Source organism: Peribacillus sp. NPDC097225 (assembly GCF_044761955.1).
Taxonomy (GTDB): domain Bacteria; phylum Bacillota; class Bacilli; order Bacillales; family DSM-1321; genus Peribacillus.
The window spans coordinates 284,062-310,101 of record NZ_JBIWDJ010000003.1; the positions used below are offsets into that span (position 1 = coordinate 284,062).

General features: G+C 42.4%; 23 protein-coding genes. 12 read left to right on the forward strand and 11 right to left on the reverse strand.

Annotated features, from left to right (window positions below; genetic code table 11):
* Positions 1 to 3: 3 nt before the first annotated feature.
* A complete protein-coding gene (locus ACIQXH_RS11530; RefSeq protein ID WP_402990109.1) occupies positions 4 to 240 on the reverse strand; it encodes an IDEAL domain-containing protein in 237 nt (78 codons plus the stop codon).
* 280 nt (positions 241 to 520) lie between these two features.
* Here ACIQXH_RS11530 and ACIQXH_RS11535 point away from each other — a divergent pair, with 280 nt between their 5' ends.
* Together ACIQXH_RS11535 and ACIQXH_RS11540 are read left to right on the forward strand one after the other, a co-directional pair.
* On the forward strand, positions 521 to 1,087 hold the full coding sequence (locus ACIQXH_RS11535; protein ID WP_402990106.1) for a competence protein ComK: 567 nt from the start codon (positions 521 to 523) through the stop codon (positions 1,085 to 1,087).
* Positions 1,088 to 1,269: 182 nt separating this feature from the next.
* Positions 1,270 to 2,103, forward strand: a complete 834-nt coding sequence (locus ACIQXH_RS11540; protein WP_403123564.1) for a methyl-accepting chemotaxis protein — start codon at positions 1,270 to 1,272, stop codon at positions 2,101 to 2,103.
* A 57-nt stretch (positions 2,104 to 2,160) separates the two neighbouring features.
* On the opposite strand, the gene ACIQXH_RS11545 is transcribed toward ACIQXH_RS11540, so the two are convergent.
* On the reverse strand, positions 2,161 to 2,535 hold the full coding sequence (locus tag ACIQXH_RS11545) for a YhjD family protein (RefSeq protein WP_402955807.1): 375 nt from the start codon (positions 2,533 to 2,535) through the stop codon (positions 2,161 to 2,163).
* A gap of 285 nt (positions 2,536 to 2,820) precedes the next feature.
* Here ACIQXH_RS11545 and ACIQXH_RS11550 point away from each other — a divergent pair, with 285 nt between their 5' ends.
* From ACIQXH_RS11550 to addA, 4 genes are all read left to right on the forward strand, one after another.
* On the forward strand, positions 2,821 to 3,435 hold the full coding sequence (locus ACIQXH_RS11550; protein ID WP_402867737.1) for a TVP38/TMEM64 family protein: 615 nt from the start codon (positions 2,821 to 2,823) through the stop codon (positions 3,433 to 3,435).
* Between the two features lie 33 nt (positions 3,436 to 3,468).
* Complete coding sequence (gene lepB / locus ACIQXH_RS11555) at positions 3,469 to 4,032, forward strand: signal peptidase I (RefSeq protein ID WP_403123813.1); 564 nt, start codon at positions 3,469 to 3,471, stop codon at positions 4,030 to 4,032.
* A 188-nt stretch (positions 4,033 to 4,220) separates the two neighbouring features.
* On the forward strand, positions 4,221 to 7,715 hold the full coding sequence (addB, locus tag ACIQXH_RS11560) for a helicase-exonuclease AddAB subunit AddB (protein WP_403123567.1): 3,495 nt from the start codon (positions 4,221 to 4,223) through the stop codon (positions 7,713 to 7,715).
* A complete protein-coding gene (addA, locus tag ACIQXH_RS11565; RefSeq protein WP_403123570.1) occupies positions 7,712 to 11,449 on the forward strand; it encodes a helicase-exonuclease AddAB subunit AddA in 3,738 nt (1,245 codons plus the stop codon). The genes addB and addA overlap by 4 nt, the downstream gene beginning before the upstream one ends.
* A gap of 117 nt (positions 11,450 to 11,566) precedes the next feature.
* Here addA and ACIQXH_RS11570 read toward each other — a convergent pair whose 3' ends face one another.
* The gene (locus tag ACIQXH_RS11570) at positions 11,567 to 12,343 is read right to left on the reverse strand and encodes a class I SAM-dependent methyltransferase (RefSeq protein ID WP_402867740.1); all 777 of its coding nucleotides are present in this window, start codon (positions 12,341 to 12,343) and stop codon (positions 11,567 to 11,569) included.
* Positions 12,344 to 12,678: 335 nt separating this feature from the next.
* Between ACIQXH_RS11570 and trpB the strand changes: the two genes are divergently transcribed.
* Complete coding sequence (gene trpB, locus ACIQXH_RS11575; protein WP_402867741.1) at positions 12,679 to 13,842, forward strand: tryptophan synthase subunit beta; 1,164 nt, start codon at positions 12,679 to 12,681, stop codon at positions 13,840 to 13,842.
* A 499-nt stretch (positions 13,843 to 14,341) separates the two neighbouring features.
* A complete protein-coding gene (locus ACIQXH_RS11580) occupies positions 14,342 to 15,601 on the forward strand; it encodes a S8 family peptidase (protein WP_402867742.1) in 1,260 nt (419 codons plus the stop codon).
* Positions 15,602 to 15,779: 178 nt separating this feature from the next.
* Here ACIQXH_RS11580 and ACIQXH_RS11585 read toward each other — a convergent pair whose 3' ends face one another.
* The 6 genes from ACIQXH_RS11585 to ACIQXH_RS11610 all read right to left on the reverse strand — a co-directional run bounded on the left by ACIQXH_RS11585 (position 15,780) and on the right by ACIQXH_RS11610 (position 17,758).
* The gene (locus tag ACIQXH_RS11585; RefSeq protein WP_402867743.1) at positions 15,780 to 15,998 is read right to left on the reverse strand and encodes a spore germination protein; all 219 of its coding nucleotides are present in this window, start codon (positions 15,996 to 15,998) and stop codon (positions 15,780 to 15,782) included.
* A 12-nt stretch (positions 15,999 to 16,010) separates the two neighbouring features.
* On the reverse strand, positions 16,011 to 16,430 hold the full coding sequence (locus ACIQXH_RS11590; protein ID WP_402867744.1) for a spore germination protein GerPE: 420 nt from the start codon (positions 16,428 to 16,430) through the stop codon (positions 16,011 to 16,013).
* Positions 16,431 to 16,436: 6 nt separating this feature from the next.
* A complete protein-coding gene (locus tag ACIQXH_RS11595) occupies positions 16,437 to 16,616 on the reverse strand; it encodes a spore gernimation protein GerPD (protein WP_402867745.1) in 180 nt (59 codons plus the stop codon).
* The gene (gene gerPC, locus ACIQXH_RS11600; protein ID WP_402867746.1) at positions 16,606 to 17,217 is read right to left on the reverse strand and encodes a spore germination protein GerPC; all 612 of its coding nucleotides are present in this window, start codon (positions 17,215 to 17,217) and stop codon (positions 16,606 to 16,608) included. Before gerPC ends, ACIQXH_RS11595 begins: the two co-directional genes overlap by 11 nt.
* Positions 17,218 to 17,306: 89 nt before the next feature.
* On the reverse strand, positions 17,307 to 17,513 hold the full coding sequence (locus tag ACIQXH_RS11605; RefSeq protein WP_402867747.1) for a spore germination protein GerPB: 207 nt from the start codon (positions 17,511 to 17,513) through the stop codon (positions 17,307 to 17,309).
* Positions 17,514 to 17,536: 23 nt separating this feature from the next.
* Positions 17,537 to 17,758, reverse strand: a complete 222-nt coding sequence (locus ACIQXH_RS11610) for a spore germination protein (protein ID WP_402867748.1) — start codon at positions 17,756 to 17,758, stop codon at positions 17,537 to 17,539.
* 228 nt (positions 17,759 to 17,986) lie between these two features.
* On the opposite strand from ACIQXH_RS11610, the gene ACIQXH_RS11615 reads away from it, so the two are divergent.
* The 3 genes from ACIQXH_RS11615 to ACIQXH_RS11625 all read left to right on the forward strand — a co-directional run bounded on the left by ACIQXH_RS11615 (position 17,987) and on the right by ACIQXH_RS11625 (position 21,371).
* Positions 17,987 to 19,579, forward strand: a complete 1,593-nt coding sequence (locus ACIQXH_RS11615; protein ID WP_403123576.1) for a long-chain-fatty-acid--CoA ligase — start codon at positions 17,987 to 17,989, stop codon at positions 19,577 to 19,579.
* 137 nt (positions 19,580 to 19,716) lie between these two features.
* On the forward strand, positions 19,717 to 20,910 hold the full coding sequence (locus tag ACIQXH_RS11620; protein WP_403123580.1) for a DUF418 domain-containing protein: 1,194 nt from the start codon (positions 19,717 to 19,719) through the stop codon (positions 20,908 to 20,910).
* A gap of 116 nt (positions 20,911 to 21,026) precedes the next feature.
* Positions 21,027 to 21,371, forward strand: a complete 345-nt coding sequence (locus tag ACIQXH_RS11625; protein ID WP_402867751.1) for a YisL family protein — start codon at positions 21,027 to 21,029, stop codon at positions 21,369 to 21,371.
* A 69-nt stretch (positions 21,372 to 21,440) separates the two neighbouring features.
* On the opposite strand, the gene ACIQXH_RS11630 is transcribed toward ACIQXH_RS11625, so the two are convergent.
* Positions 21,441 to 22,007, reverse strand: coding sequence for a DUF2777 domain-containing protein (locus tag ACIQXH_RS11630; RefSeq protein WP_402867752.1), 567 nt, complete (start codon positions 22,005 to 22,007; stop codon positions 21,441 to 21,443).
* Between the two features lie 305 nt (positions 22,008 to 22,312).
* On the opposite strand from ACIQXH_RS11630, the gene asnB reads away from it, so the two are divergent.
* Positions 22,313 to 24,160, forward strand: coding sequence for an asparagine synthase (glutamine-hydrolyzing) (gene asnB / locus ACIQXH_RS11635; RefSeq protein WP_403123583.1), 1,848 nt, complete (start codon positions 22,313 to 22,315; stop codon positions 24,158 to 24,160).
* A gap of 46 nt (positions 24,161 to 24,206) precedes the next feature.
* Here the strand turns inward: asnB and ACIQXH_RS11640 are convergent, their stop codons facing one another.
* Positions 24,207 to 25,958 (reverse strand): glycoside hydrolase family 13 protein, encoded by a 1,752-nt coding sequence (locus ACIQXH_RS11640; protein ID WP_403123586.1) that lies wholly within the window; start codon positions 25,956 to 25,958, stop codon positions 24,207 to 24,209.
* Between the last annotated feature and the right edge of the window lie 82 nt (positions 25,959 to 26,040).

Below are 26,040 nucleotides of genomic sequence, written 5' to 3' on the forward strand. Positions count from 1 at the left end.
TGCTTAATTTCCAAATTGTTTCAATAGAGTATTCATTTCATTACTCAGTTTTAGGAATAGAGGTTTGTCTTTAGTATCTAGAGCATGATCGATTTCTTTTGCCAGGATATTTTTTTTAGTAGTGAGAATGGATTCCATTATAATCATATCGATTAACATTTCCTGAACGGCAGCATCATTTTTAACTTCACTCATGGATAAAGACTTCACTGACTCTGAATATGATTTATCATTTTTCAAAGTAACCACCCCTGACCCTTTTTATTAGTATATGGATTTGAGGATGTAAAATCAACAGAAAATTTAAAATAATTAGAAAAAATATAAATGTGTCGTTAAAATGACGAGGTAACATGGCCGCTTAAAGAATTCTTAATTTTTTGTGAACTTAAATGTAACCTGTATTATTTATGCTATTATAGTGGAGAATTTAACGCGTTTTCGGATAAATCTTTCATGTGGAAGTCATCATGCTAAGTTGATATTCCATAAAAATAAATGAGGTAGAGGTGGATGTAATTTGAAGGAAAGCACTCAGGGATTAATTGAGGAATATGAGATCACCCCGTATACACTTATGGTCATGCCCATTAATTATGGAAGTAAAATTTACTCCCGGATCATTGAATTGGAAGATGAGTTCATTTCCCCATTCAAGCCTTTGGATATAATTAAGAAAAGCTGTGAGTACTTTGGCTCTAGCTATGGTGGAAGGAAAGATGGTACAAAACAACTCATAAATATCACCCATAAGGCACCAATAGCAATCGATCCAACCAGTTCCATTTTCTTCTTTCCGACTACATCTCCCTTGCGCCCCCAATGCACCTGGTTAGCACATGAACATGTAGTCTCCTTTGTCCGACTCAATTCCAAGCAGACCACCGTCACATTCAGGAACAGGAAAACATTCGACATAGATGTATCAAGCAGTTCATTTGAAAATCAGCTGCACCGGACCTCCTTTTTGAAATCCAAATTGATTCAAAGGATCGAGGAAACGAAAAGGAAATCCTTTTACTTATTTACCGAAACGGATGGTCTTAAAGCTTCCGAAATGACATCGAAATATCCATTGCTAAAATAATCAGTGTGTTCAGGAAAAGGCGTTGTTTCTCTAGTGGAGGCAATGTCTTTATTTAGGTTATTTTCAAAGGGGAGGAGGACCTCCTTCGATTCATGATAAAGAATAGGGGGTGAAAAAATATTTACTAAAGGGGGAATCTTTGGTAATATTTAGCCTTAGAATAAGGATGGAGTGTTACAGCAATGTATAACAGAATGTACGGAAAAGTCGAATCGCTAGAAAGTTTAGTAAATATGGTACCTATAATTAAAGCTGCTGTGCCTTCTGATTTGTCGATTGCCATATGTGATTTAGAGAAATTCATTGCTTATTTTCCAGGTGAAAGTATAAATATGCATATCCAAAAAGGGCAGCCGTTAAATCCAGAAGAACCCCTCGCCGTGGCATTGAGTGAGGATAAACCATTAAGGGCTGATGTACCAGCTGATTTTTATGGGTTCGAGTTTACTGGAACGGCCGTGCCCCTACATGATAAAAATAATCAAGTCATCGGTGGCATAGCTATCCAGTTACGCAGGCAAAGTGAATTAAGAACGATTGCGGATCAAATTTCTGTATCGCTGAGCCAGGCCAATGAGCGGATTACGGATATTGCAAAGGGATCCTATACCTTAGCGGATGTTTCCAACCAACTTCTTACATCTTCCGAAAAAGCCGAAGAGGACGTTAAAAATACGGATGAGATCTTGTCAATGATTAAAAGGGTGGCGACCCAAACCAATTTATTGGGATTAAATGCCGCCATAGAGGCCGCGCGAGCTGGTGAAAAAGGCAAAGGGTTTGAAGTGGTGGCTAAGGAAATCAGGAAGTTTTCTAAAGAAACTGTCGCATCCACGGAATTGATTCGTGAAAAACTTGTGCAAATCCAAGAAGTGACCAAACTGATGGGGACCTCGATTAATCGAATCGCTTCCGTGGGTCAAGAGCAGGCTGCTTCCATTCAGGAAATTTCAACTTTTGTAGAAGAAATCAAAAAGATGTCTGATGAGCTCAATCAATTTACCGATAAGTTATAAGAGGAAGTCAACAGCTTTTGTTGGCTTTTTATTTGTTCACCGAAAAAAGCAGGGGTGTTAAATTTTTTCAGGTTTATGCACCCTTTCAAAAAAGTAATAACACAGAATCTCTTCCGTTTTATTACGAAGGCGGGGATTGAAATAGTTATGATGCTCTTCATACCCTTTATATAAAAAGCAATACATCGTGAATGATTCGTCGCCGTTTAATTTGCTTACCTTGATATTCCCCTTGCGCAAATAGCGACGAACCTCGACGAGATCCTCCTGGACTGACTTTAGAGCACGCTCAATAAGTTTTGAATAGGGCCTTTTTAATTTAAACGGACTTGATTCGATGACCTTGAGATCCCGGTTTAAGATTGTAATCACCATGGGAAGGTAGATGGCTTTTTCAATCATATTTCGGTCAGCCTCTGGAATACGGGTCATCATGACCGCCCCTTTCTAATTAACGTTCTCTTATTTTATGTATGTCGGATAATTCATAGAACGTATGTTCTTTTTAATATCCTAACTTAAGTGGATTTGATATGCAAGCGCTTTTGTCAATCACGTGAAATTTTCGTTAATAAGATTATGATTTCCTGAGTTAGGGAAAGTATGATGATAGATGGGTAATTATTCTTGCAATTTAAGAGGAAAGTGTTATATCTAAATTAGAACGGTTTTATTATGTGATGCTGCTTGATAGAAAGCAAGCCAAGGGAGATTGTCATGAATTTGGATACTATATTTGAGTGGATTACTCTTGAACATATATCAGGGCTTATTCAGCAATATCGTTCATTCGGCCCGATTCCAGGTATTTTACTGCCGATGTTAGAAGCGTTTTTGCCTTTTTTACCTTTATTTGTGTTTGTCGTGGCCAATGCTACAGCTTTTGGCCTATGGTGGGGTTTTTTATTTTCTTGGATTGGGGCGGTAGGTGGAGCGTTTCTGGTCTTTTTTGTTTTTAGACGATATGGACAGATGAGATTCTTCCGTTTTCTTCAGAAACATAAACAGGTGCAAAGATTGATGAACTGGGTGGAAAGCCATGGTTTCAGTCCATTGTTTCTCTTGCTTTGTTTCCCCTTCACGCCATCTGCCCTCGTTAATATCGTTGCAGGGCTCTCGAAGGTTAGCACGTTACAATATGCGCTGGCGGTAATCGGCGGAAAGGCAGTGATGATCTTTACGATCAGTTTCGTCGGATACGATATTGTATCATTGATTCAAAAACCATTACGTACCGTGATTGTCGGAATCATCATTTTCATCCTTTGGGTTGTCGGAAAAAGATTGGAAGTAAGGCTAAATAAAAGCATGAAAAAAGAAGAAGGGAAATAACTTAGAATATACAACTAGTAGGGGTTGGGGAATCTGAGAAAATCAAAAAAGCATTCAGTATCCGACTGGATAAAATCAGGCGTGCTAGCCTTTATCATTTACATCTTGATCCGTACCTTTTTCTTTTCAAGCTATGCCGTAGAAGGGGAGTCCATGCAACCTACACTGGGTGAAGGCGATAAACTCATTGTAAATAAAGTGAAATACCAAATCAGCGATATCAATCGATTTGATATTATAGTTTTCCATGCGCATGTCGGAGAGAATTATGTAAAACGGGTAATAGGTGTTCAAGGAGACGATATTCGTTATGAGGATGATTGGCTATACATAAATGGTAAGAAAGTGACTGAGCCTTACCTTGATCATTTAAAGGTAGGATACCCGGGCCAGGATTTTACGGGTGATTTTACATTGAAAGAATTGACGGGCAAATCCATAGTTCCTGATGGCAAGCTTTTCGTTATGGGTGATAATCGACTCGAAAGTGAAGATAGCAGGCACCTAGGTTATATTTCAATGGATAAGGTAGTAGGCAAAGTCGATGTAAGATATTGGCCAATACAAGATTTTAATGTGGATTTTATAGGTGAATGACTGTGGGAGCCCTCTATAGGAAGGGCTTTTTTTTGAACGGAATACGAACGTACGGTTGGTTTTCGTCGTTAGAAAGCGGTAAACTATAGGGAAAAGAGTCATAATTGGAAGAAGAATCGTGTCAAAAAATAGACAGTATTTCTGGTATGATAGGTCTAGAGATATTGAAATAAAAAGGGGGGAAACAGATGTCACTCCGGTTTTTAATTGGAAGGTCGGGCACAGGTAAAACATCGAAGGTATTGGATGAAATCCGCAACGGGCTAATGGAGAATCCTGAAGGGAATCCGATCATCTATCTGGTTCCTGATCAGATGACATTTTTATCAGAATATAAATTAATTAAGACGCCGGGACTCGAAGGAATGATTCGGACGCAAGTATTCAGTTTTAGCCGGCTTGCATGGCGAGTTCTCCAGGAGACAGGTGGCATGAGCCGAATCCATTTGGACAGTGTCGGCGTTAATATGTTGATACGGAAAATCATGGAGGATAAAAAAGATGAATTGAAAATGTTCCGCCGATCAGCGGACAAGCAAGGATTCGTCTCCCAGATGGAGCAGATGCTTGCCGAATTCAAGCAGTACTGCATCCAGCCGGGTGATATTCGGAGGTATTTGGACGAAAAGTCACCGGGTGGTGGTGGAGTACAAGATAAATTATCTGATCTAGAGCTCATTTATCAGTCATTTGAGGATGAAATGATCGGAAAATATTTAGATTCAGAGGATTATTTCACTTTACTGATAGAAAAAATGGCAGAGTCTTCGTATATAAAAAATGCAGATATCTATATAGATGGTTTTTACAGTCTGACGCCACAGGAATTAATGATCGTGGAAGAAATGATGAAGCTATGTAAGAGTGTGACCATCGCATTGACGCTCGACCAGCCTTATAGGCAATTTGCGCCGGATGATCTGCATTTGTTCAGGCAAACGGGAAATCTCTATAACCAGCTTTATCAAGCGGGACAAAGAACGGGGGTCTTTATCGAACAGGACCACATTCTGAACAGCACGGCGAAGTTCAATCGAAATCCTGGGCTGAAACACCTTGAAACATATTTTGCGCTTCGTCCCGCACAAAAGTACGATCAGCCATCTGGTGTAACGATTGCTCAGGCCGTTAACCGAAGAGCGGAGATTGAAGGGGTGGCTCGGAACATCCTGACGCTTGTCAGACAAGGTCAGTGCCGTTTTCGCGATATTGCGATTCTAATGCGAAATGGGGATGCGTACGAAGATATCCTCCAGACGGTCTTCCGTGACTATCAAATTCCGCTTTTCGTCGATTCCAAACGGACGATGCTCAATCACCCATTGATTGAGCTGATCCGGTCAACACTTGAGATCATCAATGGGTTCTGGCGTTATGAACCGGTCTTTCGTGCCATTAAGACCGAACTTCTATTTCCCCTGCAACAAAGTCATGACAGAATGCGCGAACAAGTAGACAAACTTGAGAACTACGTGCTTGCCAGGGGAATCAAAGGGGCTGGATGGACCACAAAAGATCGTTGGACCTACCGTCGCTTCCGTGGATTGGAGCTTGAGGACCGTCCCCAGACGAGTAAGGAAATGCAACTGGAGCAAGAGCTCAATGATTTGAAACACCTATTTACAGAGCCCATCATTAAGCTATCAAAACGGGTGAAGAAGTCGGCGAATGGAAGAGAATTGTGCGAGGCCCTTTATTTGTATTTGGAAGAATTGCATGTACCGGAAAAATTGGAAAAGATGAAGCTTGAAGCAGAAGAGGATGGCGATCTGGTGTCAGCCAGGGAACATGAACAATCGTGGAATGCAGTTGTTGATTTGCTTGACCAATTCGTGGAACTGTTAAGTGAAGAGGAAATCTCGATGAAACAGTTTGCGATCATTATAGAAGCAGGTCTGGAATCATTGGAATTTTCCTTAGTGCCACAGGCAATCGATCAAGTCCTCGTCGCTAATCTGGACCTGTCCCGATTGGATGACGTGAAGACAGCTTTCGTCATTGGCATGAATGAAGGGGTCTTACCAGGAAAAGCCGTTTCTGATGGAGTGTTTTCCGATAGTGACCGCGACATGCTTTTGGCGAGCGGGCTTGATGTTGCCCCAAGTTCAAAAGTGCGTCTTTTGGATGAGGAATTCACGGCCTATAAAGCCTTCACTACACCTTCGGAATCCCTTTATTTATCTTATCCACTCGCTGATGAAGAGGGAAAATCCCTTCTCCCGTCCTCTTATTTAAAACGAGTGAGGGATGTATTGCCTCATGTGAACGAGGCTTTTTATATGAACGATCCATCTGATCTGCCTGCCGGGGAACAGGTGAAATATGCAGCAAACCCAGAAGTGGCCCTGTCTTATCTGGCTGCGCAATTACAGTTGAAAAAACGGAACTACCCAATCCATCCGCTTTGGTGGGATGTCTATAATTCCATCATGGAGGACGAGACGGTTGGACCGACAGCCACTAAGGTGCTATCGAGTCTTTTTTACCAAAATAAAACCATGAAACTATCAGAGGAAACGAGTAAGCAATTATATGGCGAAACCATTCTGACTAGTGTATCGAGAATGGAAATGTTCAATAGCTGCCCGTTTTCCCATTATGCCGCACATGGCTTGAAACTAAGGGAACGACAGGTTTTCCGTTTGGACGCACCGGATATCGGTGAGATGTTCCATGGGGCGTTAAAAATGATTTCGGATTATTTAAATGAGCATGATATCCCGTGGTCTTCTTTGACCAAGGAGCAATGTTTGGAGTTGGCTAGGAAAGCGGTGGAACAGCTTGCACCAAAGCTCCAGAATCAAATCCTGCTAAGTACGAACCGCCATCATTACTTGCGCAGAAAGCTGGAGCATGTGATTGGCCGGGCTTCGATTGTCTTGAGTGAACATGCCAAGGTTAGTGGGTTTGCCCCAATCGGTTTGGAACTGGGCTTCGGAAAAAATGGAGAACTGCCCCCACTTTCGTTCACTTTGAAAAATGGGACGAAAATGGAATTGATTGGTCGGATAGACCGTGTTGATAAGGCCGATGAGGATGAGGGTGGCGTCTATTTGCGTATCCTTGATTATAAATCGAGTGAAAAGGAATTGAACATGAGTGAAGTCTACTATGGGCTTGCCCTGCAAATGCTGACCTATCTCGATATCGTCGTTTCACAATCCCAATCGCTTATCGGTAAAGAGGCGATTCCAGCCGGTGTCCTTTATTTCCATGTTCATAATCCGGTCGTGAAATCAAAAGGCATGCTTAGCTTGGATAAAATCGATGAAGAAATTTATAAGAGTTTTAAAATGAACGGCCTAGTATTAAATCAAACCAACGTAATCAAGATGATGGACACGTCCCTTGATATAGATACTTCCAGTAAATCGGATGTCATACCTGCCGGATTTAAAAAAGACGGTTCTCTTTTAGCGGCCTCTAAAGTGGCCAGCCGTGAAGACTTCTCCTTGCTTAACCAGCATGTTCGAAAGGTCTATCAAGAGTCAGGTGACCGAATGGTCGACGGGGATGTTGGCATAACCCCATATAAAATGAAAGAAAAAACGCCATGTACTTTCTGTTCATTCAAATCCGTCTGCCAATTCGATCAGTCGCTCGAAGAGAATCAATTTAGGAATTTGCCACAGAAAAAGCAAAATGATGTTCTCGATTTATTAAGGGGGGAGGGTGAAAGATGAGTAAAACGATGATTCCCGCCATTCCTGAAGGCGTGACATGGACAGAAGAACAATGGAAAGCAATTTGGGCGAAAGACCAGGATATTTTGGTGGCCGCCGCTGCAGGCTCCGGGAAAACAGCGGTGCTTGTCAACCGGATTATCCAAAAGGTCATATTGGAAGATAATCCAATCGATGTGGATGAGCTATTGGTGGTGACCTTCACGAATGCATCGGCCGCCGAAATGCGCCATCGAGTTAGTGAAGCATTAGAAAAGGAAATTAATGAAAATCCCCATTCACAGCATTTGCGTAAGCAGTTAAGCCTGATTAACCGTGCGTCCATTTCCACGCTTCATTCTTTCTGTTTAGAAGTGATCAGGAAATATTACTATTTGACGGATATTGATCCTGGATTCAGGATTGCCGATTCCACGGAAGCGCAGCTTCTGCGCGATGAAGTGATGGAAGAACTTTTCGAGGAGCAATATGGCCAAGGTGACAATGAAGCATTCTTTAAATTGGTCGATGCCTTTACAAGCGATCGAAACGATGATGCACTGCAAAATATTGTCCGGTCATTGTATGATTTCTCCCGTTCGAATCCAGATCCCGACCAATGGCTAAATCATGCAGCCCAGATGTATGATCTGGCGGAAGGGGCAGGGATAGATGATCTTCCATTTATCGAGTCCCTACAATTCGATATTGGTTTGCAGTTGGATACGGCAAAGGATTTGTTGGAGCGATCTCTAGAATTGACAAAGGTTCCGGGTGGTCCTGCTCCAAGGGCAGAAAACTATTTAGCCGATCTTGATTTGGTCGCGAAACTGGCCCGCGTGAAAGATTCTTCCTGGAATGCTCTTTATGAAGAAATTCAAAACGTGAAGTTTGGAACGGCAAAGCGTTGTACGGGAGAAGATTTTAATAAGGAAATTGTGGATGAAGCCACGAAGCATCGTGATAAAGCGAAGAAAATTATTAAATCTCTGCAAGAAGAGCTTTTTTCACGTAAGCCTGAAAGCTATCTACGTGATATCCGGGAATTGAAGGGGTATGTCGATACACTCATCATGCTCGTAAAACAGTTTGAACAAAGGTTCTTTGCTGCAAAGTCCGAAAAGAACTTGGTTGATTTTGCCGATTTGGAGCATTATTGCCTTGATATTTTGACGGGTGAAACCATAGATGGGGAACGCACGCCGTCAGAGGCCGCCATTGAATATCGGAATCAATTCAAAGAGGTGCTTGTCGATGAGTATCAAGATACGAATCTAGTTCAGGAATCCATTTTAAGATTGGTGACGGCAGATGGTGAATATAGTGGAAATCTGTTCATGGTGGGCGATGTTAAACAATCGATTTACCGTTTCAGGCTTGCTGAACCGAATTTGTTCCTTGGAAAGTATTCGCGCTTTACCCATGATGGCGCTGATTCGGGATTGCGAATTGATCTAAACCGTAATTTCCGGAGCCGGAGAGAAGTGCTTGATGGGACGAATTTCTTGTTTCAGCAACTAATGGGGCTGACTGTCGGTGAGATTGATTATGATGAGGATGCGCAATTGAAAAAAGGTGCGCCATATCCCGAAGATAAGGAATATCCCATTGAACTTCATTTAATTGATGGAGCAGCAGATACAAGTGAAGCCGGACAGGATAACGAGGATTCAGAGGTAGGTTTTGAAGCCGAGGAATTGGAAAAAGCGCAACTGGAAGCTAGGATGATGGCGAGGCTCATAAAACAGGCCATAAACGAGAAACAGCAAATCTATGATACGAAAACCAAGCAATACCGTTCTGCAACATACCGTGATATGGTCATTCTTCTTCGTTCTATGCCATGGGCTCCGCAAATTATGGAGGAATTCAAGAAGCAAGGGATTCCTGTCTATGCCAACTTGTCCTCTGGATACTTTGAAGCTACCGAAGTTGCTATCATGATTTCTTTATTGAAAGTAATAGATAATCCGCAGCAGGATATCCCATTGGCATCCGTTCTCCGCTCTCCGATTGTAGGAATGGATGAGGAGGAAATGTCTCAAATTCGTTTATACCACACAGGTACGTATTATGAGGCGTTAGCCGATTTCTATAGGAAAGGTGACCCGGATGAGCATCCGGACCTATATCGTAAAGCTTCTACCTTTTATAAAAAGCTGGTGAAGTGGCGGAAACTGGCTAGACAGGAAGCGTTGTCGGATTTAATTTGGCTTTTGTACCGCGAAACCCAATTTTACGATTTTGCTGGTGGAATGCCGGGCGGTAAACAGCGCCAGGCCAATTTAAGGGCCTTGTATGATCGGGCCAGACAATATGAAGCGAGTTCATTCCGTGGGCTCTTCCGTTTCTTGCGTTTCATCGAAAGAATGCAGGAGCGTGGAGATGATTTAGGTGCGGCACGGGCTTTAGGTGAACAGGAAGATGTCGTCCGCCTGATGACGATCCATTCCTCAAAGGGGTTGGAGTTTCCGATTGTATTCATTGCAGGCCTTTCGAGACAATTCAATATGATGGATTTACGGAAGCCGTATTTATTGGATAAGGATTATGGATTTGCGGCGAAGTATGTCAATTCCGAGTTACGGATAACGTACCCATCACTCCCACAGCTCGCTTTCAAGAAAAAGAAACAGTTAGAGTTAATTGCCGAAGAAATGCGTGTTCTCTATGTAGCGTTGACGAGGGCGAAGGAAAAGCTCCATCTGATTGCCAGCATAAGTGATGCCGAAAAAACACAGCAAAAATGGATAAGTCAAGCAACGCATGGAGAATGGCTCCTGAAAGACCATGCGCGGGCAGGAGCTAAAAGTTACCTCGACTGGATTGGTCCATCCCTTGTGCGTCATCGTGATTTTCAGGGCTTTACTGGGTTTGGTTTTGAAATGGAATCCCATCCGTCAAATTGGTCAATCTCTGTCATTCCAATGGAGGAATTGACTGTTCTGGATGAGGAAGAAGCTATTTTACAGGAGCAATTGCTGGAACATGTTCGGAAATCCGAAAAGGTGGACTTGGAATCTGAGTTTGTCGATGCTGTTAAGGACCAACTGAACTGGGAGTATAGGGAACATGAGGCGACTGTGCATCGATCCAAGCAGTCCGTTTCAGAGTTGAAGCGTCAATACGAGCTGAGGGACGAGCAGAGTTCTACGGAGTTATTGCGTAAATTCAAGAGCCCGATAACGAAACGCCCTGTCTTCATGCAAGAAAAATCTCTGACACCCGCTGAAAGGGGAACGATTACGCATCTAGTCATGCAGCATATCGATTTGACATCGGACATCACCATTCCTTCCATTGAGCGATTACTCGTTGACTTGATTCAGCGCGAGCTGTTGACTGAAGAACAGAGAGAAGCCGTGAATCCGGAAACGATTATCGATTTCTTTAAAAGTGATATTGGAAAGAGGCTGCGTAAGGCGCCGACAATTCGACGTGAAGTACCGTTCACGATGTCACTTCCAGCTAAAGAGGCTTATAGTGATTGGGAAAAGGGTGAAGAGGAAGTCTTGATCCAAGGTGTCATTGATTGTATTTTTGAAGATGAAAAAGGCCTTGTTCTGCTGGATTATAAAACGGATGCGATAACTGGACGTTTTGCTAGTGGATATGAAGGTGCGAAAGACATTCTTGCCGACCGTTACCGTATGCAATTGGAACTTTACACAAGAGCGGTTGAAGGGATTTTGAATAAAAAAGTGACAAGCCGTTATTTATTTTTCTTTGATGGCTCGCACTTATTGGAAATGTAAAAGAGAAGGGGGGTCTGCAGCTGAGGGACACCCCTTTTTTTGAATGGCTGTTTTCGTAGGTAGGTATTTAAATTTCATAAATGAAGGAGGAAGGGAACCATTGATTCCCTTCCTCCTTCATTTTTTTACACCAATTACACGTAATCTTTTATAATCAGCTACCCAATTTCCGTCTTTATACAAAGTATCTTTTAAATTATTCTCAACGTTTGTAATGATATCTTTTATCCTATGTTCAGGAACATCATCAAATAAATGATTACCAAACATAGCAATCCAATTTTTCAGCCCTTTATCTCCGTCCAATTGTGTCGGCCTATCGTAGTGTTGAGCAAAGGTTACTCTAAATCCTACCTCTTCCATTAAAGTTGCGTATTCAGCAATACTAGGATAAAACCACGGGAATTTTTCTATTTTAAACGTTATCCCTTCTCTTTCGATTAGTTGAATGATTTCATCCGTTATGATTTGAACGTTTCCTTTTCCTCCGAACTCAGCTACAAATCTTCCCCCTGCTTTTAAGCTGTGGTAAATACATTGTAGGGCTTGGATTGGTGGTTTTACCCAATGAAGAGTTGCGTTAGAGAATACAGCATCAAATTCGCTATGGAAGTCTAATTCTACTGCATTTTGAACCATGAACTTTATTTTTGGGTATTTGTGTCTTGCTTGAGTAATCATATTTTCTGAGTTATCTATACCAACGATATCAATACCGAAAGTGGATAATTCATTTGCTAAATCACCCGTCCCGCAGCCTAAGTCAAGAATTTTTTCACCTTGCTTTGGTGCTAATAAATCTACTAAGTCCTGACCATACTCAGAAACAAATGAATGCTTTTTATCGTATAAATCTGCATTCCAGCTATCTTTCTTATTTTGAAGTGTTTTCAAGTTAATTCCCCCCATTGTCAATATGGATATATTTAGTAAACTAATTATACATGAAAGAATAAATGAAAGTTAATGATGAAATTTAATTGCCACAATGGACATAGGCTAACCCTTCGTTGAAGCGTGTTTCTCCACTTGCAGTAAATGCATCTTTCATTTCTTCCTCTTCATCGGAGAAGAATTCGTGTTTTGGCAAAACGGTAAAGTTAGCCCTTACGTCTTTCCAAAACGACCATTTTTAGGTATATAAACAAAAGAATTTGAGAAAAAGCGGTTCGTTCACGTATACTTGAATTGTAAAATAAAATGGTGCATGTAAAGGAGAAGAGTTGAGTATGACGAGAGAACAGACGAGCAGAGGATACTTTGGAGATTTCGGTGGTAGTTTTGTACCTAAAGAACTTCAAGAAGTAATGGATAATTTAGAAGCGGCTTTCATGAAATATAAAGATGATCCTGAATTTAAAGAGGAGTTTCAATACTATTTAAAAGAATATGTGGGAAGGGAAAATCCGTTGACCTTTGCACAAAATCTAACAAAAAAAATAGGCGGTGCAAAAATTTATTTGAAGCGGGAGGACCTGAATCATACGGGCGCTCACAAAATCAATAATGCCATTGGGCAAATACTGCTCGCTAAACGGATGGGGGCAAAGCGTATCATTGCAGAAACCGGAGCCGGACAGCATGGTGTAGCGACTGCGACGGCTTGTGCGATGTTCGGCTTGGAATGCGTCATCTATATGGGCAAGCTGGATACGGAACGGCAGGCATTGAATGTATTTCGAATGGAATTGTTAGGGGCTAAGGTCATACCGGTGGAAAAGGGCCAGGGCAGGTTAAAGGATGCGGTCGATGAGGCGCTGAGTGACTTGGTTCAAAACTATGAAAATACGTTTTACCTCCTGGGTTCTGCTGTCGGGCCTCATCCTTATCCTTCAATCGTCAAGTATTTTCAGTCCATCATCAGTGAAGAATCGAAAAAACAAATCCTTGAAAAGGAAGGGAAACTGCCAACGGCAATCATTGCGTGTACGGGTGGTGGAAGTAATGCCATTGGTGCTTTTGCTCACTATATCGATGACGCAGAGGTTCGTTTGATTGGTGTAGAACCCGCCGAAGCCCCGAGTATATCTCAGGGAGTTCCAGCAGTGCTGCATGGATTTAAAAGTTTGACGTTATTGGATGAGGAAGGGGAACCACAGCCGACTTTTTCCATTGCGGCAGGCTTGGATTACCCTAGCGTAGGTCCGGAACACAGTTTCTTGAAGGAAAGTGGCAGGGCCGAGTATCTAACCATAAAAGGGGAGGAAGCGCTCGAAGCCTTTCAAGTACTATCCAAAACGGAGGGAATCATCCCGGCGCTTGAAAGTTCGCATGCCGTTGCGTGTGCCCTGGTCTTGGCAAAAGAACTATCAAAGGATGACGTGTTGATTGTGAACTTATCAGGACGCGGCGATAAAGACGTTGAGCAAGTATTCAAGATGCTGAGTGAATGATGTATAGAGACAAAAGGGTTTCGGGATGAATTCGTCCTGAAACCCTTTTTAATTTGCTTAAAGATTAAGAGTCCAAGAGTTTTACCTACATATGAATCGTTTGAAGAAGCATCGCCGCCACCCGAATTTGTTGTTGAAACAAGGTCTAGAAGCTATTTAGTGTTGATGAATGAGATGAATCTTTTGCCCTGTCTTTTCTCTATCAAAATAATTCGGCTAAGATCTACATAGGTATTTATTCTATTTTCATTCTTGACGATAAGATTTCTGAATATTTTGTCGTATTTAGTCTTATCACATGTCTTTCAAAGTGAGGAGTCTAGACTAGTAGTCCGATTATTTGTGCGGAAAGCAGGTGGCTTTACCTATATTTGTCCTGTAGTGTAATTGAGTGTTTCGACCGATAGTTAATTAATGGCAAATTAAAATAAAATAGTTTTACAGCTTGAGAGCTTCATACATAGCAAATACAAAGCGAAAGCGAGAGAGGGGAAACGGGATGAAGACTGGAAAAAGGATTGGAATGGCTATGCTGTGTTTCGGGATGAGCTTCTCCATTTTTGCCAATGGAGCGGATGCCAAACAAAGCGAGAAGGTACAAAAGGAAGATATTCGCATTTACCTAAAAGGGTCTGAGAATGAGATAACGCAAGCCAAGAAGAAGTTTGGGCATGAGCGGAGTTTTGGAAAGGAAGGCTTTACGGCAAACGTAAGCAGCGAAGAATATGAAGCGTTGACTAAGAATGGCAATCTAGAAGTTGAAAAGGTAAACAAGTATACAACTGCGCAAACGGTTCAACCGACTAGCCAGGCCACGACTGCTGCGGTTCCTTCCGCGAGAACGCCATGGGGCATCAAGGCTATCTACAATGATTCGTCCATCACTAAAACATCGGGGGGAGACGGTATTAAAATCGCAGTGTTGGATACTGGAACAACGGTTTCGCATACGGATTTGTCAGCAAATGTGGAGCAATGCAAAGATTTCACTACCTCATCCACATACACCAATAACTCTTGTACAGACAGGGACGGACATGGAACACATGTATCCGGAACTGTCTTGGCAAACGGTGGCTCTGACGGACTTGGGGTATATGGAGTGGCTCCTGAAGCCGAACTTTGGGCATATAAAGTACTGGGTGATGATGGTTCGGGATATTCCGATGATATTGCGGCAGCTATCCGTCATGCAGCCGATCAAAGTGTGAGCACAGGGTCTAAGACCATCATTTCGATGTCCTTGGGTTCAAGCAGGAAAGATTCCTTGATTTCAAGTGCAGTGGACTATGCTTATGGCAAAGGTGTCCTGGTCATTGCGGCTGCCGGAAACAGCGGATATTCAGCGAATACAATCGGTTATCCAGGAGCTCTTCCCAATGCAGTGGCTGTAGCGGCTCTTGAAAATGTTCAGGCTAACGGGACATATAGAGTGGCTAATTATTCTTCCAGAGGGAATCCGAATACGGACGGAGATTATGTGATTCAGGAAAAAGATGTCGAAGTATCAGCTCCGGGTTCAGCCATTGAATCAACTTGGCTAAACGACGGCTATAACACGATTAGCGGAACTTCGATGGCAACACCACATGTTTCAGGGTTGGCGGCTAAAATCTGGTCCTCTAATAAGAACCTGACTAATGCGCAGGTGCGAGCTCAATTACAAACAAAAGCAAAAGCTTATGACATCAAGGGTGGATACGGTGCAGCGACTGGTGATGATTATGCATCCGGTTTTGGATTTGTCCGTGTAAAATAACGGAACCCTTATACAGATGATATCACTGAGGGATAAATGCCTTTGAACGTGTATCATTTCATAATTCATTCATCATCTATATTTTTTTAATATAACAGAAACATCACTATTAAACTTTATTAATAAAATCATCAATTCAACAAATTGAAGCCTCCTAGAAATAGGAGGCTTCCATGCATTAATTATTTCCGGCGATAGGCTGATCTACCCCATTAACATCAAGGACGTTGCTTCCGTTCAGACCATTGGCGGTAAAAACGAATGCACCTGTGTTCGATGAGCCGGAGCCGGTGACGGACTTGCTGGCGGATTTCGGTGAAATGACGGCCGCATCCCCGAATAAGAGGTTTCCTGACCCGACATTAAATATTTGTACTGGACCTACAATGGCTGGCATATGATTTCTCCTTTATACAGTTTCTGTTCCATCTGATGTATTATCGCCTGTTCCTGCCTCATCGTTTTTCCTCGGAATCTGACGGATGTGTTTAATCCTTGATTCCATGCGGATATGACCTACGTTTCCTACGCCTACGATAGAAGATGAAGATATCCCGATGATATCGACATTCCCAACGCGAATGAAGGGGTTGGGATTCGAGAATGTTGTCGCGATTGGTTCAGAAATCCTCGGGATATAGAAAGGACGTGTAAAGACTTCATAATCACTGAAATCGGGTTCCAGTTCGGAAAAGCTATCACTTTTTTTCTGGACTGCCAATGCTTTGGCGGCCCCGTCGATATAAGCAGTGTCTCCAATTTGCAGGTTGGATGAAAATGTGACGGTCTTGGCTGACAAAGACTTTACTTTCGATATTCTTGTGAACATCTGATTTTATCCTTTTGGAGTGAGTGGAACGAATGGTCCGATGATGAGTGATTCGGGGGGAGTGTCGAATGCTGATGATAGCTGGATGGTTTGTACGTCCCCAATGAGGAATAAGGCGGAACTCGCTACCCCCGTCACGTTAATATCACCGACACATAACTGATGGTTTGTTACATTAAACTCCATTTGGATTTCCTCCTGTCTCGGAATGTGAGTTTGTAATGAATTGTATCAATGCTGTTTGAATATCCGATCTTACTTTTTCCGTGATCTTTTCTTTCACATTATCTCGTTGCTGAGGTGCACGTTCAGCATGTGATAGATTGTCAAAGTACATATTGATACGCTGATGAAGCTGGCGTTCCACATCCTGTCTCATGAAGTCGTGATATGAGGGTTCCAATGTGATCTGAAGCTGGCCTTCCGTATCACGGATCATATCCTCCAATCCTGAAAGAATATCATTATAAATCTCCTGAGCGACAATTTCACGGCCTGGAAATAGAAAAGGGGCAGGTTGGATGGGTTGATTGTTGACAGCGAATTCATCAATATTATTTAAATCATTAGGATTCAAACCGATATTCAACGTTCCGTCTAATGACTCGACTTTTAACTGATCAAATTTATATTCAATTTTATCCACGTGGATTGGGGGTTTATTCTTCATTTCGGCAAGTTCATCTGTCAGGCGTTTGAGTTCGTGTTCAAGCTTCATAATTCGTTTATCCTGGGCTTCAAGAAATCGCTGCATTTGTATGGAGTACGAATATAAATCATGATTCACGATTAAACACCTCACCTTCACCTAATGATAACTTCATATATGGCAGTATATGAAATTGCCTCATGTAGGTGAATGCCTATGGATTAGGATTAGGGAGGGCTAAATGGGACGAAGCTAGTCTCAGGGACCATATCATCTTCAAGCATTGGAGCGGGTTCAGTGAATCCACCTGTATTGGCTAAGGTGGAGTAAGGCTTAATCACTCCGGCACTCCCTATTTGAAAAACAGATGAATTGGTTATGCTTTCGATTTTTATCATATTGATTTGGATCGTTTGGTGGATATTGAAGATCATGATGTCCTCCTTTCAAAAAAATGCTAGAGGTTTAATGCTACTGGCTGATCGACACCATCTGAATCGTTTGTGTTAGTGGTACTGTAAGCGTTGTAAAGTGAAATGGATTCGCCTGTATTAAAAGAGCCAGCACCTGCAAACGTTTTTGAAGCGGAATATGGGCTGATCTTAAAAACGTCGCCAATATGGACAACGCCACTGCTCCCGACATTGATCACTTGAATAACTCCTACGATGGCCGGCATGAAAATCACCCTTTTTTATTCTGGTTTATCCCTTATTTACAAGCAGCAAGTCTATTTTGAATGGATGCTTCACTGTATTCTATGATTTTCCTTTATTGATGTGATTCAATTGCCTATCCCTTAGCAGCTTAGAAACATGTGATGTTTGGTGTTGGTAAACGATATACAAATATGGTAATATAATGATAAATTCATAATTTTCAAACAAATTCAATGAGGGGTGATTGGATGAATGTGCCTTTAGTGCTATCACATTTTCTGGACAGGGCAGCTTCACTTTATGCTGACAAGAAAGCGATTATCGGGGACGATAAGGTCCTGACATATCAGGAGCTGAATGGAAGGGTCAACCAGCTTTCCCATGGATTGAGTGACCTTGGGATTAAAAAAGGGGATAAAGTGGCTTATCTTGCACCGAACTCGATTGAAATGCTTGAAGGTTTTTATGGGGCGTTCCAGCTTGGGGCTGTAATGGTGCCTTTGAACATTCGGTTGACGCCGGCGGATTATGTATTCATTTTGAATCATAGTGAATCAAGGGTCCTTTTTGTGGATCAGGATTTGTATCACCTTATCTCATCGGTTAAGGACCAGCTGAAATCAGTGGAGCATATCATCGTGCACTATAAAGCAAGCGATACAAATGAAATCGATTACAATGTCTGGCTGGAGCGGTTTGACAAAGAAGGCTTCCATCGGGAACAAGTGGATGAGAATGACGTATCGAGTCTCTTATATACAAGCGGCACAACCGGTAACCCTAAAGGGGTCATGCTCACCCACCGCAATAACTATTTACATGCCCTTAGTGCCATGCACCATTTCAGGGTCAATGACCGCGATACATATATGCATGTCCTGCCAATGTTCCATGTGAATGGGTGGGGTGCTCCTTTTTATTATACGGCCAATGGTGCGACGCAAGTTTGCTTAAGAAAAACAACACCAAATTCCATATTCAAGGCGCTTGAGAAACATAAGGTAACCATCATGCATATGGCGCCAACCGTCCTTAATTCATTGTTCCAATATTATGAAAAGAATGTACCGAAGCTGGAACAGGAAATTCGAATCGTCGTGGCTGGTTCGGCACCCCCGCCCGCCTTTGTCACAAGGGTGGAAAAAGAGTTGGGGTGGGAGTTCATCCAAATCTATGGCATGACGGAATCCACTCCAATGAGTTTGCTTTCGGTACCCCGCTCTGAATTCGATGGACTTCCGGAAAGGGAAAAATACAAAATGAAGGCGAAAGCCGGTTACCCCTCCATAGGCAGTGAGGTAAGGGTAGTACATGACAATGGTGACGAAGTAGCACGTGACGGGGTTGATGTCGGTGAAGTCATTGTTCGAAGTCATGGAGTCATGTTGGGATATTGGAAAAATGAAGAGGCCACGATGCAGGCGTTGAAAAATGGGTGGTTGCATACAGGCGATATGGCGACCATGGATAGTGATGGGAATATAGATATCGTAGACCGCAAGAAAGATATTATCATAAGCGGTGGGGAGAATATCTCATCCATAGAAGTGGAAGGGACTTTATATGAGCACGAGGGCATCTTAGAAGCGGCAGTCATCGCAGTGCCCCATGAAAAATGGGGGGAGACGCCACATGCTTTCATCGTGCCAAAACCAGGCGTCCAATTAACGGAAGCCGATATTCTGGCTTTCACAAGAGAAAAACTAGCCCATTTCAAGGCAGTGACCAGCGTCTCATTCGTAAGGGAGTTGCCAAAAACGGCATCGGGAAAAATCCAGAAAATCCATCTTCGCAATGATTATTGGGAAGCTAAAGGGAAAACGGGAAGATTCGTCAATTAAAAGACGGTCCGCGCTGCTCTATGATGAGCAGCGTTTTTTCTAGTAGTTTGTAAGCCATTAATGAATGGGAAAGGAAATATACAACTAAATTTTCCAGGCTCATTTATAATGGAGTAATTAGTGAATGAGGATGTGAAATGATGAAAACTGCAATGGCCCCTTTACAGGAAAGCAAAAGGATTGCCAGCATTGATTTATTAAGAGGTTTGGCCATTTTAGGGATTTTTTTAGTGAATATGCCTTCGTTTCATACGCCCATCTTGTATAGTAGTGGTGTTGAATATTGGGATGAAGGCTGGGACCGTATCTTGTACATAGGTAGCGATATTATCGCCCAGGCGAGTTTTTACCCCTTGTTTGCATGTTTGTTTGGGTTTGGGTCCGTTATCTTGGCTACACGGAGTGAAGATAAAGGCATCTCGTTTCCTTTGCTGTTTACAAAGCGCCTTTGCTTTTTATTAGGGGTAGGGTGCATACATGCCTTTTTCATTTGGCATGGAGACATCCTTGTTAATTACGCAATGTTCGGGTTTGCGTTTTTATTATTCTATAAATGGAAAGGGAAGTATCTGATTTGGCTTGGATCGTTCTTATATATTGTTCCTTTCGGCGTGTTCGGGCTTTTTTTCCTTATTATGAGCTTTGTGGATAGTGGATTGATGGACATTCAAAATGAGGTCGAGTTAATCAAACAATCCCAAGAGATATATTCTGCGGGTTCTTTTATGGAAGTGACGGGACAAAGAATGGCAGACTGGTATATGGTTAATGGTCCAACGAATGTCATCTTCCTCTTCCTCTCCATTTTTCCTTTCTTTTTAATTGGAGCTGGTGTAGCCAAGCAGGGATGGCTTCAAAATCCTGCCCGTTATAAACGGCCAATAAGGAAGATAGTGATTATAAGCCTGTTAACAGGGGTGGCGATCAAGGTCCTACCGTATGTGACGGATTACGATTATGGGACGACATTCATCCAGGATTACTTTGGCGGACCGCTGCTGACGATGTTTTATATTAGCGCAATCACACTGTTGGTTGAAAAGGCGTGGGCTTACAAGTTGCTATATCCCTTAGCTTTGGTAGGAAGGATGTCGATGAGCAATTACCTATTTCAATCGATTGTCTGTACATTCATTTTTTATTCATATGGTTGTGGGTTGTACGGGAAAGTGACTTATACGGAAGGGTTTCTCCTGATGATCGTTGTTTTTTCTATACAAGTCTTGCTAAGCTTCTTGTGGATGAAGCGATTCCGGTTCGGTCCGGTGGAATTTGTATGGCGATATGTCTCGTATGGCAAAAAGCCCGCTATGATACGGAATGATAAGTGAGGGGGAAGAATGTTCGCAAAACTGCCTTATTTGAGCGAGATACTGGCACCTTCCTTTTGTTTTTATGTAAAAGCCTATGTTATGATGAAATGGATATTGAAAGAGGGGGCAAGTAAATGGGAACTCACTTACACATAACGACTTGGGTTATCGGAATCATTCTTTTCTTTGTAACATATTCCATGCTTAAAAATGGAAGCCCGAAAGCCAAAATGATGCACATGATCACACGTGTATTCTTCCTTTTGATTTTCCTTACAGGTGGAATGCTAATTACTGACTTTGGTGCATATGCAGTGAAAATGATTGTAGGAATCATCGTGATTGCCGCGATGGAAATGGTATTGGTCCGTAGGAAAAAAGGAAAAGCTGTAAGCGCGATGTGGGCATTATTCGTCGTTGCTTTTATATTCGTCCTTTATCTAGGATTATCCCTACCACAAGGTTTTGACTTGTTTTAATCATGATTGAAAAAGGACAAATGGGTTTCATCTCATTTGTCCTTTTTTGTATGCAAACTTTACAAGGAATTAGTGGGAATTCACTTTTTCGATGATGATCCGTTTCCCTGTATTAAGGGTGAATTCAAAACGGTCATGATCCTTTTTACCATAGGAAAAATGGTGCTGGACGAGACAGATTTGGGTCTCGTTATCAAAAGTGAAGAAATTCACGCCGGATTGATTGGTGAGCTCCCTTAAAAAAGTGAGCTGATTGTAGCTATATATACAATCATAAATAGAGAAGTCCAGCGAATTCAGGGTCGTGACAAACTGGAAAAAAGAATCATCGTTCAATTCCTCCAATAAACGTTCAAACGAATATAATAGTTTTTTTCGAATCCTTATGGGTTCATTGTCCCTCAGGAAAGTGAAATCCCTGTGAAGGTGGATTTTCCCCTCCGCTTCCAATATGCCCTGCTGCCATCTTCCCCCTCTATAAACTTCAATGATGCTCTGAACGTGATCTTCAATCGATGATGCCTCATCGGTTTCATCGTCAAAAAAGATCCATTGCTGATTGATATTTTCCACAGTTCCTTCGGTAAACGCTCGTGTTTGTCTGTTCATTAACTTCGTTCGATGTTGCTGACTCATGCTTATACCTCCAATAGGGGAATCCTCACCTACTTTTTAGTCAAAATCCAATGAAAATATAACGGTATATTTTTAAATATTATGGACAAATAACCAACTTTCCATCTTTGCATAGGCTATGTTAAACAGGGATGCCTTCCTTTCCCACTCTATTTTGTCACAACAAGGGTGGGGGCAAAGGGCTTCCACGGAATGGTGCTGTAACGATGCTGGGATTTGAAGCCGGAACATAATATGGATACCTAATTGCTTAAAAGGCAGAAGGCTATATGATTTGATCGTCCAGATGGAAAGGGTGAAGTGTGATGTGTGGAATTACAGGTTGGGTGCATTTTCAAAAGAATTTACGGACGGAAACTGAAACACTCGAACAGATGACGAAAACTTTGGCTAAGAGGGGTCCAGACGAGGAGAATGTATGGAGTGACACCCACGTCGCCTTTGGTCATAAAAGATTAACAGTTGTCGATGCAGAGGGTGGAAAACAGCCGATGACAAAGGAACATGGAAACGGAAGATATACCCTTTGTTACAACGGCGAATTGTATAACACCGAAGACATTCGAAAACAGCTATTATTAAAAGGATATTCCTTTAAGGGGCATTCTGATACAGAAGTTTTACTAACTTCTTATATAGAATGGAAAGAAAAATGCGTCGAATTGTTCAATGGGATTTTCGCCTTTGCCATTTGGGATGAAAATGAACAGAAATTATTCATTGGAAGGGACCGAATGGGAGTTAAGCCTTTCTTCTATGCTGAAAGGAAAGGCGGGTTCATTTTTGGTTCTGAGATAAAAGCCATTCTAGCCCATCCTGATGTCAAAACAGAAATTGATAGGGAAGGTTTAGCCCAAGTATTAGGGGTGGGCCCATCCAGGACGCCGGGTTCTGGTGTCTTTCATGATGTTAAAGAATTAAGGCCGGCCCATGCCCTTACTTTATCAAGAAAAGGGATGAGAATATGGAGATACTGGAATGTTCAGAGTGAGGAACATCGTGATTCACTAGATGAGACATCTGAAAAAGTACGCTTTCTAGTAAAAGATGCCGTGACCAGGCAACTCGTCTCCGATGTTCCGCTCTGTAGCTTTTTGTCAGGTGGGGTGGATTCAAGTGCGATTACGGCCATAGCAGCGAATGCCTATATGGATGAAGGCAAAGGAAGGCTTCATACGTATTCCATTGATTATGAAGATAATGAAAAATACTTCAAGGCAAATGAATTCCAGCCTAACTCTGACGGACCATGGATCAAAAAGATGTCGGATACATTCAACACCGTGCATCATTCTGCCGTCATTACTCAAGAGCAGCTGACCGACTATTTAATCGAAGCTGTCCAAGTCCGGGACCTACCGGGAATGGCGGATGTCGATTCCTCTTTGCTTTGGTTCTGCAAAGAAATAAAACAAGATTTCGTGGTGGGGTTATCAGGGGAATGTGCGGATGAAATTTTCGGCGGCTATCCATGGTTTCATCGTGCCGATGATTTAAATCGCACTGGTTTTCCTTGGATGAGGTCGACTGGTGAAAGGCAATCGCTATTGAAAGAGGGCTGGCATGAAAAATTAAAACTGGAGGAATATGCAAATGATGCGTATTTGACTACGGTTCTGGAAACTCCTAGATTAGAAGGGGAAAGTGGGGAAGAGGCTAAGCGCAGGGAGCTATTCTATGTAAATTTATTATGGTTCATGACAACATTGCTCGATCGGAAAGATCGGATGAGTATGGGTGCAAGCCTTGAAGTGCGCGTTCCGTTTGCGGATCACCGACTTGTTGAATATGCTTGGAACATCCCTTGGGAAATGAAGATGACCGGTAACCGGGAGAAGGGGATATTACGTAAAGCATTAGAAGGAATGTTGCCAGATGAAGTGTTATACCGCAAGAAGAGCCCGTATCCCAAGACACATAACCCTGTCTACACGGATCGAGTTCAGACGTGGTTGAAAGATATCCTGACTGACAAAAGCTCGGTTCTTCACGAGTTATTCGATCAACAGAAAATGACTGATATAGTTGATTCGAAAGGCGCCGCCTTTAAGGTCCCTTGGTTCGGTCAATTAATGTCAGGTCCTCAGTTACTCGCCCACTTGGCTCAAATAGATGTATGGTTCAAGCAATATGATATCCAAATCATTGAATGAAAAAAGGGGCTCAGCGTATCGTACGCTTTGCCCCTTTTCGTTTGCTTCAGTGATCAAATGCAAGAATTCTATATTGATAGCCACCCAATTCAGAGTGGTCTGCCTTCGCGATTTCCTTCGTTCTTATATCAATCATTGAGTCCTCCTTTACGTCAAATGGGAGTGTATAAGACTGTGACCGGTCTGTCGGGTTGAGAAGGATGACAACAGAGCGTGCCTCATTGAACTTTCGATAAGCGACGATGTTTGTGTTATCGATCTTTTCAAGGAATTCGAAATGGCCTTCATTTGCAAGCAAGCCTTCCTCTTTCCGTAAAGCAATCAATTCTTTGATTTCGTTATAGAGTTCGCGATTCTGTTTGTCCTCCTCCCAGACCATACATTTTCGACAACCGGGATCCTGGTCGCCAGTTAAGCCAATTTCATCTCCATAATAGATGCAGGGACTGCCCTTGAACGTCAGTAGAACGGCATGAATGAGCTTTGCCCTATTCACATCTTCCCCGCAGTCTGTGAAAATCCGTGGTGTATCGTGGCTTCCAAGAAGGTTGAAGGTGACATCGAATACATTGGTCGGATAGCTGTGATAGACAGCCGTCATTTCTTCAATAAACTGCCGGGCATTGATTTTTTGCGAAGCAATGAGGCGGAACACGTTATTGGTAAATGGATAATTCATGACTGCATCGAATTGGTCGCCTCTTAGCCATGGCATGGAATCATGCCAAATTTCCCCGAGAATATATAGATCAGGTTTAATGTTTTTCACCGTATTCCGGAACTCCCGCCAAAACGGTGAATCGACCTCATTGGCAACATCAAGTCGCCAGCCATCGATATCGAACTCCTTAATCCAATAAGCGGCGGTTTCCAAAAGGTATTTTTTGACGTCAGGATTGGCTGTATTCAATTTGGGCATCGATTCAAAAAAACCGAATGTTTCATAATTGGGACGTTCTCCTCCTTTTAAAGGGAAGCCGTGGGGGTGGAACCAATCTTTGTATTCTGAGTCCTCACCTTTTTCAAGGAGGTCTTGAAAGGGAGGGAAATAATAGCCGCTATGGTTAAAGACGGCATCGAGCATCACACGGATATTCCGTTTGTGGCATTCTTCCACAAGGGTTTTCAAGTCCTCTTTCGTCCCGAATTGGGGATCGATTTCCATGTAATCAATCGTGTCATATTTATGGTTGGAATGGGCGTGGAAAATGGGAGTGAAATAGATGCCATTGATGCCGAGGTCCTCTAAGTAATCAAGATGCTGTAGGATCCCCTCGAAATCCCCTCCAAAAAAGTTGTCCACTTTCGGTTCTTCACTGCCCCAAGGCTTTGCACCTTCAGGATCATTATCGGGATTTCCATTCGCGAATCTTTCCGGGAAGATCTGGTACCAGATTGTTTCTTTTACCCATTCAGGCGCGCTAAACACTTCATTTCGATGAAGATAAGGGATGGCAAAATAACAGCCTGTATCATCAGGAGCCTCATCAAAAAAACCTTTTTCCGTATAAATGAGTTCTTCCTCACCCGATTGTAGCTTAAATCCATACCTTATTCTCCGGTAAGGTGGCTTCACATAAATATGCCAGTAATCATAATGGCCATCACTGCCAGAAAGGTACATGGGCGCTTGTTCATACTGCCAATGACCTTCATCGAGTATATTGGGGTCTCCAAAGAGTAGTTCGACGTATGAAATATCTTGTTTTTTTGTTCGAAGGCGGATATGAAGAGTTTCTGCATCGATGCTATAAGCAAAATTGTCTGTAGGCCGGTGCTGGATGGACGAACGTTCCATAGAAAACCACTCCAATTCTAGTCAGGTTAATTTTTGAAAGCTGGATGAACTTTAAGACTGGAGATTGAGAGGACATTACTTA

Coding starts and splice junctions, on each gene's coding strand:
- ACIQXH_RS11540 (WP_403123564.1), top strand. CDS start 1,270: ATGTATAACAGAATGTACGGAAAAGTCGAATCGCTAGAAAGTTTAGTA.
- ACIQXH_RS11580 (WP_402867742.1), top strand. CDS start 14,342: ATGAAGACTGGAAAAAGGATTGGAATGGCTATGCTGTGTTTCGGGATG.
- ACIQXH_RS11620 (WP_403123580.1), top strand. CDS start 19,717: ATGATGAAAACTGCAATGGCCCCTTTACAGGAAAGCAAAAGGATTGCC.
- ACIQXH_RS11585 (WP_402867743.1), bottom strand. CDS start 15,998: ATGCCAGCCATTGTAGGTCCAGTACAAATATTTAATGTCGGGTCAGGA.
- ACIQXH_RS11610 (WP_402867748.1), bottom strand. CDS start 17,758: ATGCCGGCCATCGTAGGAGTTATTCAAGTGATCAATGTCGGGAGCAGT.
- addA (WP_403123570.1), top strand. CDS start 7,712: ATGAGTAAAACGATGATTCCCGCCATTCCTGAAGGCGTGACATGGACA.
- ACIQXH_RS11625 (WP_402867751.1), top strand. CDS start 21,027: ATGGGAACTCACTTACACATAACGACTTGGGTTATCGGAATCATTCTT.
- ACIQXH_RS11605 (WP_402867747.1), bottom strand. CDS start 17,513: ATGATCTTCAATATCCACCAAACGATCCAAATCAATATGATAAAAATC.
- asnB (WP_403123583.1), top strand. CDS start 22,313: ATGTGTGGAATTACAGGTTGGGTGCATTTTCAAAAGAATTTACGGACG.
- trpB (WP_402867741.1), top strand. CDS start 12,679: ATGACGAGAGAACAGACGAGCAGAGGATACTTTGGAGATTTCGGTGGT.
- ACIQXH_RS11630 (WP_402867752.1), bottom strand. CDS start 22,007: ATGAGTCAGCAACATCGAACGAAGTTAATGAACAGACAAACACGAGCG.
- ACIQXH_RS11615 (WP_403123576.1), top strand. CDS start 17,987: ATGAATGTGCCTTTAGTGCTATCACATTTTCTGGACAGGGCAGCTTCA.
- addB (WP_403123567.1), top strand. CDS start 4,221: ATGTCACTCCGGTTTTTAATTGGAAGGTCGGGCACAGGTAAAACATCG.
- ACIQXH_RS11640 (WP_403123586.1), bottom strand. CDS start 25,958: ATGGAACGTTCGTCCATCCAGCACCGGCCTACAGACAATTTTGCTTAT.
- ACIQXH_RS11550 (WP_402867737.1), top strand. CDS start 2,821: ATGAATTTGGATACTATATTTGAGTGGATTACTCTTGAACATATATCA.
- ACIQXH_RS11595 (WP_402867745.1), bottom strand. CDS start 16,616: ATGGAGTTTAATGTAACAAACCATCAGTTATGTGTCGGTGATATTAAC.
- ACIQXH_RS11545 (WP_402955807.1), bottom strand. CDS start 2,535: ATGACCCGTATTCCAGAGGCTGACCGAAATATGATTGAAAAAGCCATC.
- ACIQXH_RS11590 (WP_402867744.1), bottom strand. CDS start 16,430: ATGTTCACAAGAATATCGAAAGTAAAGTCTTTGTCAGCCAAGACCGTC.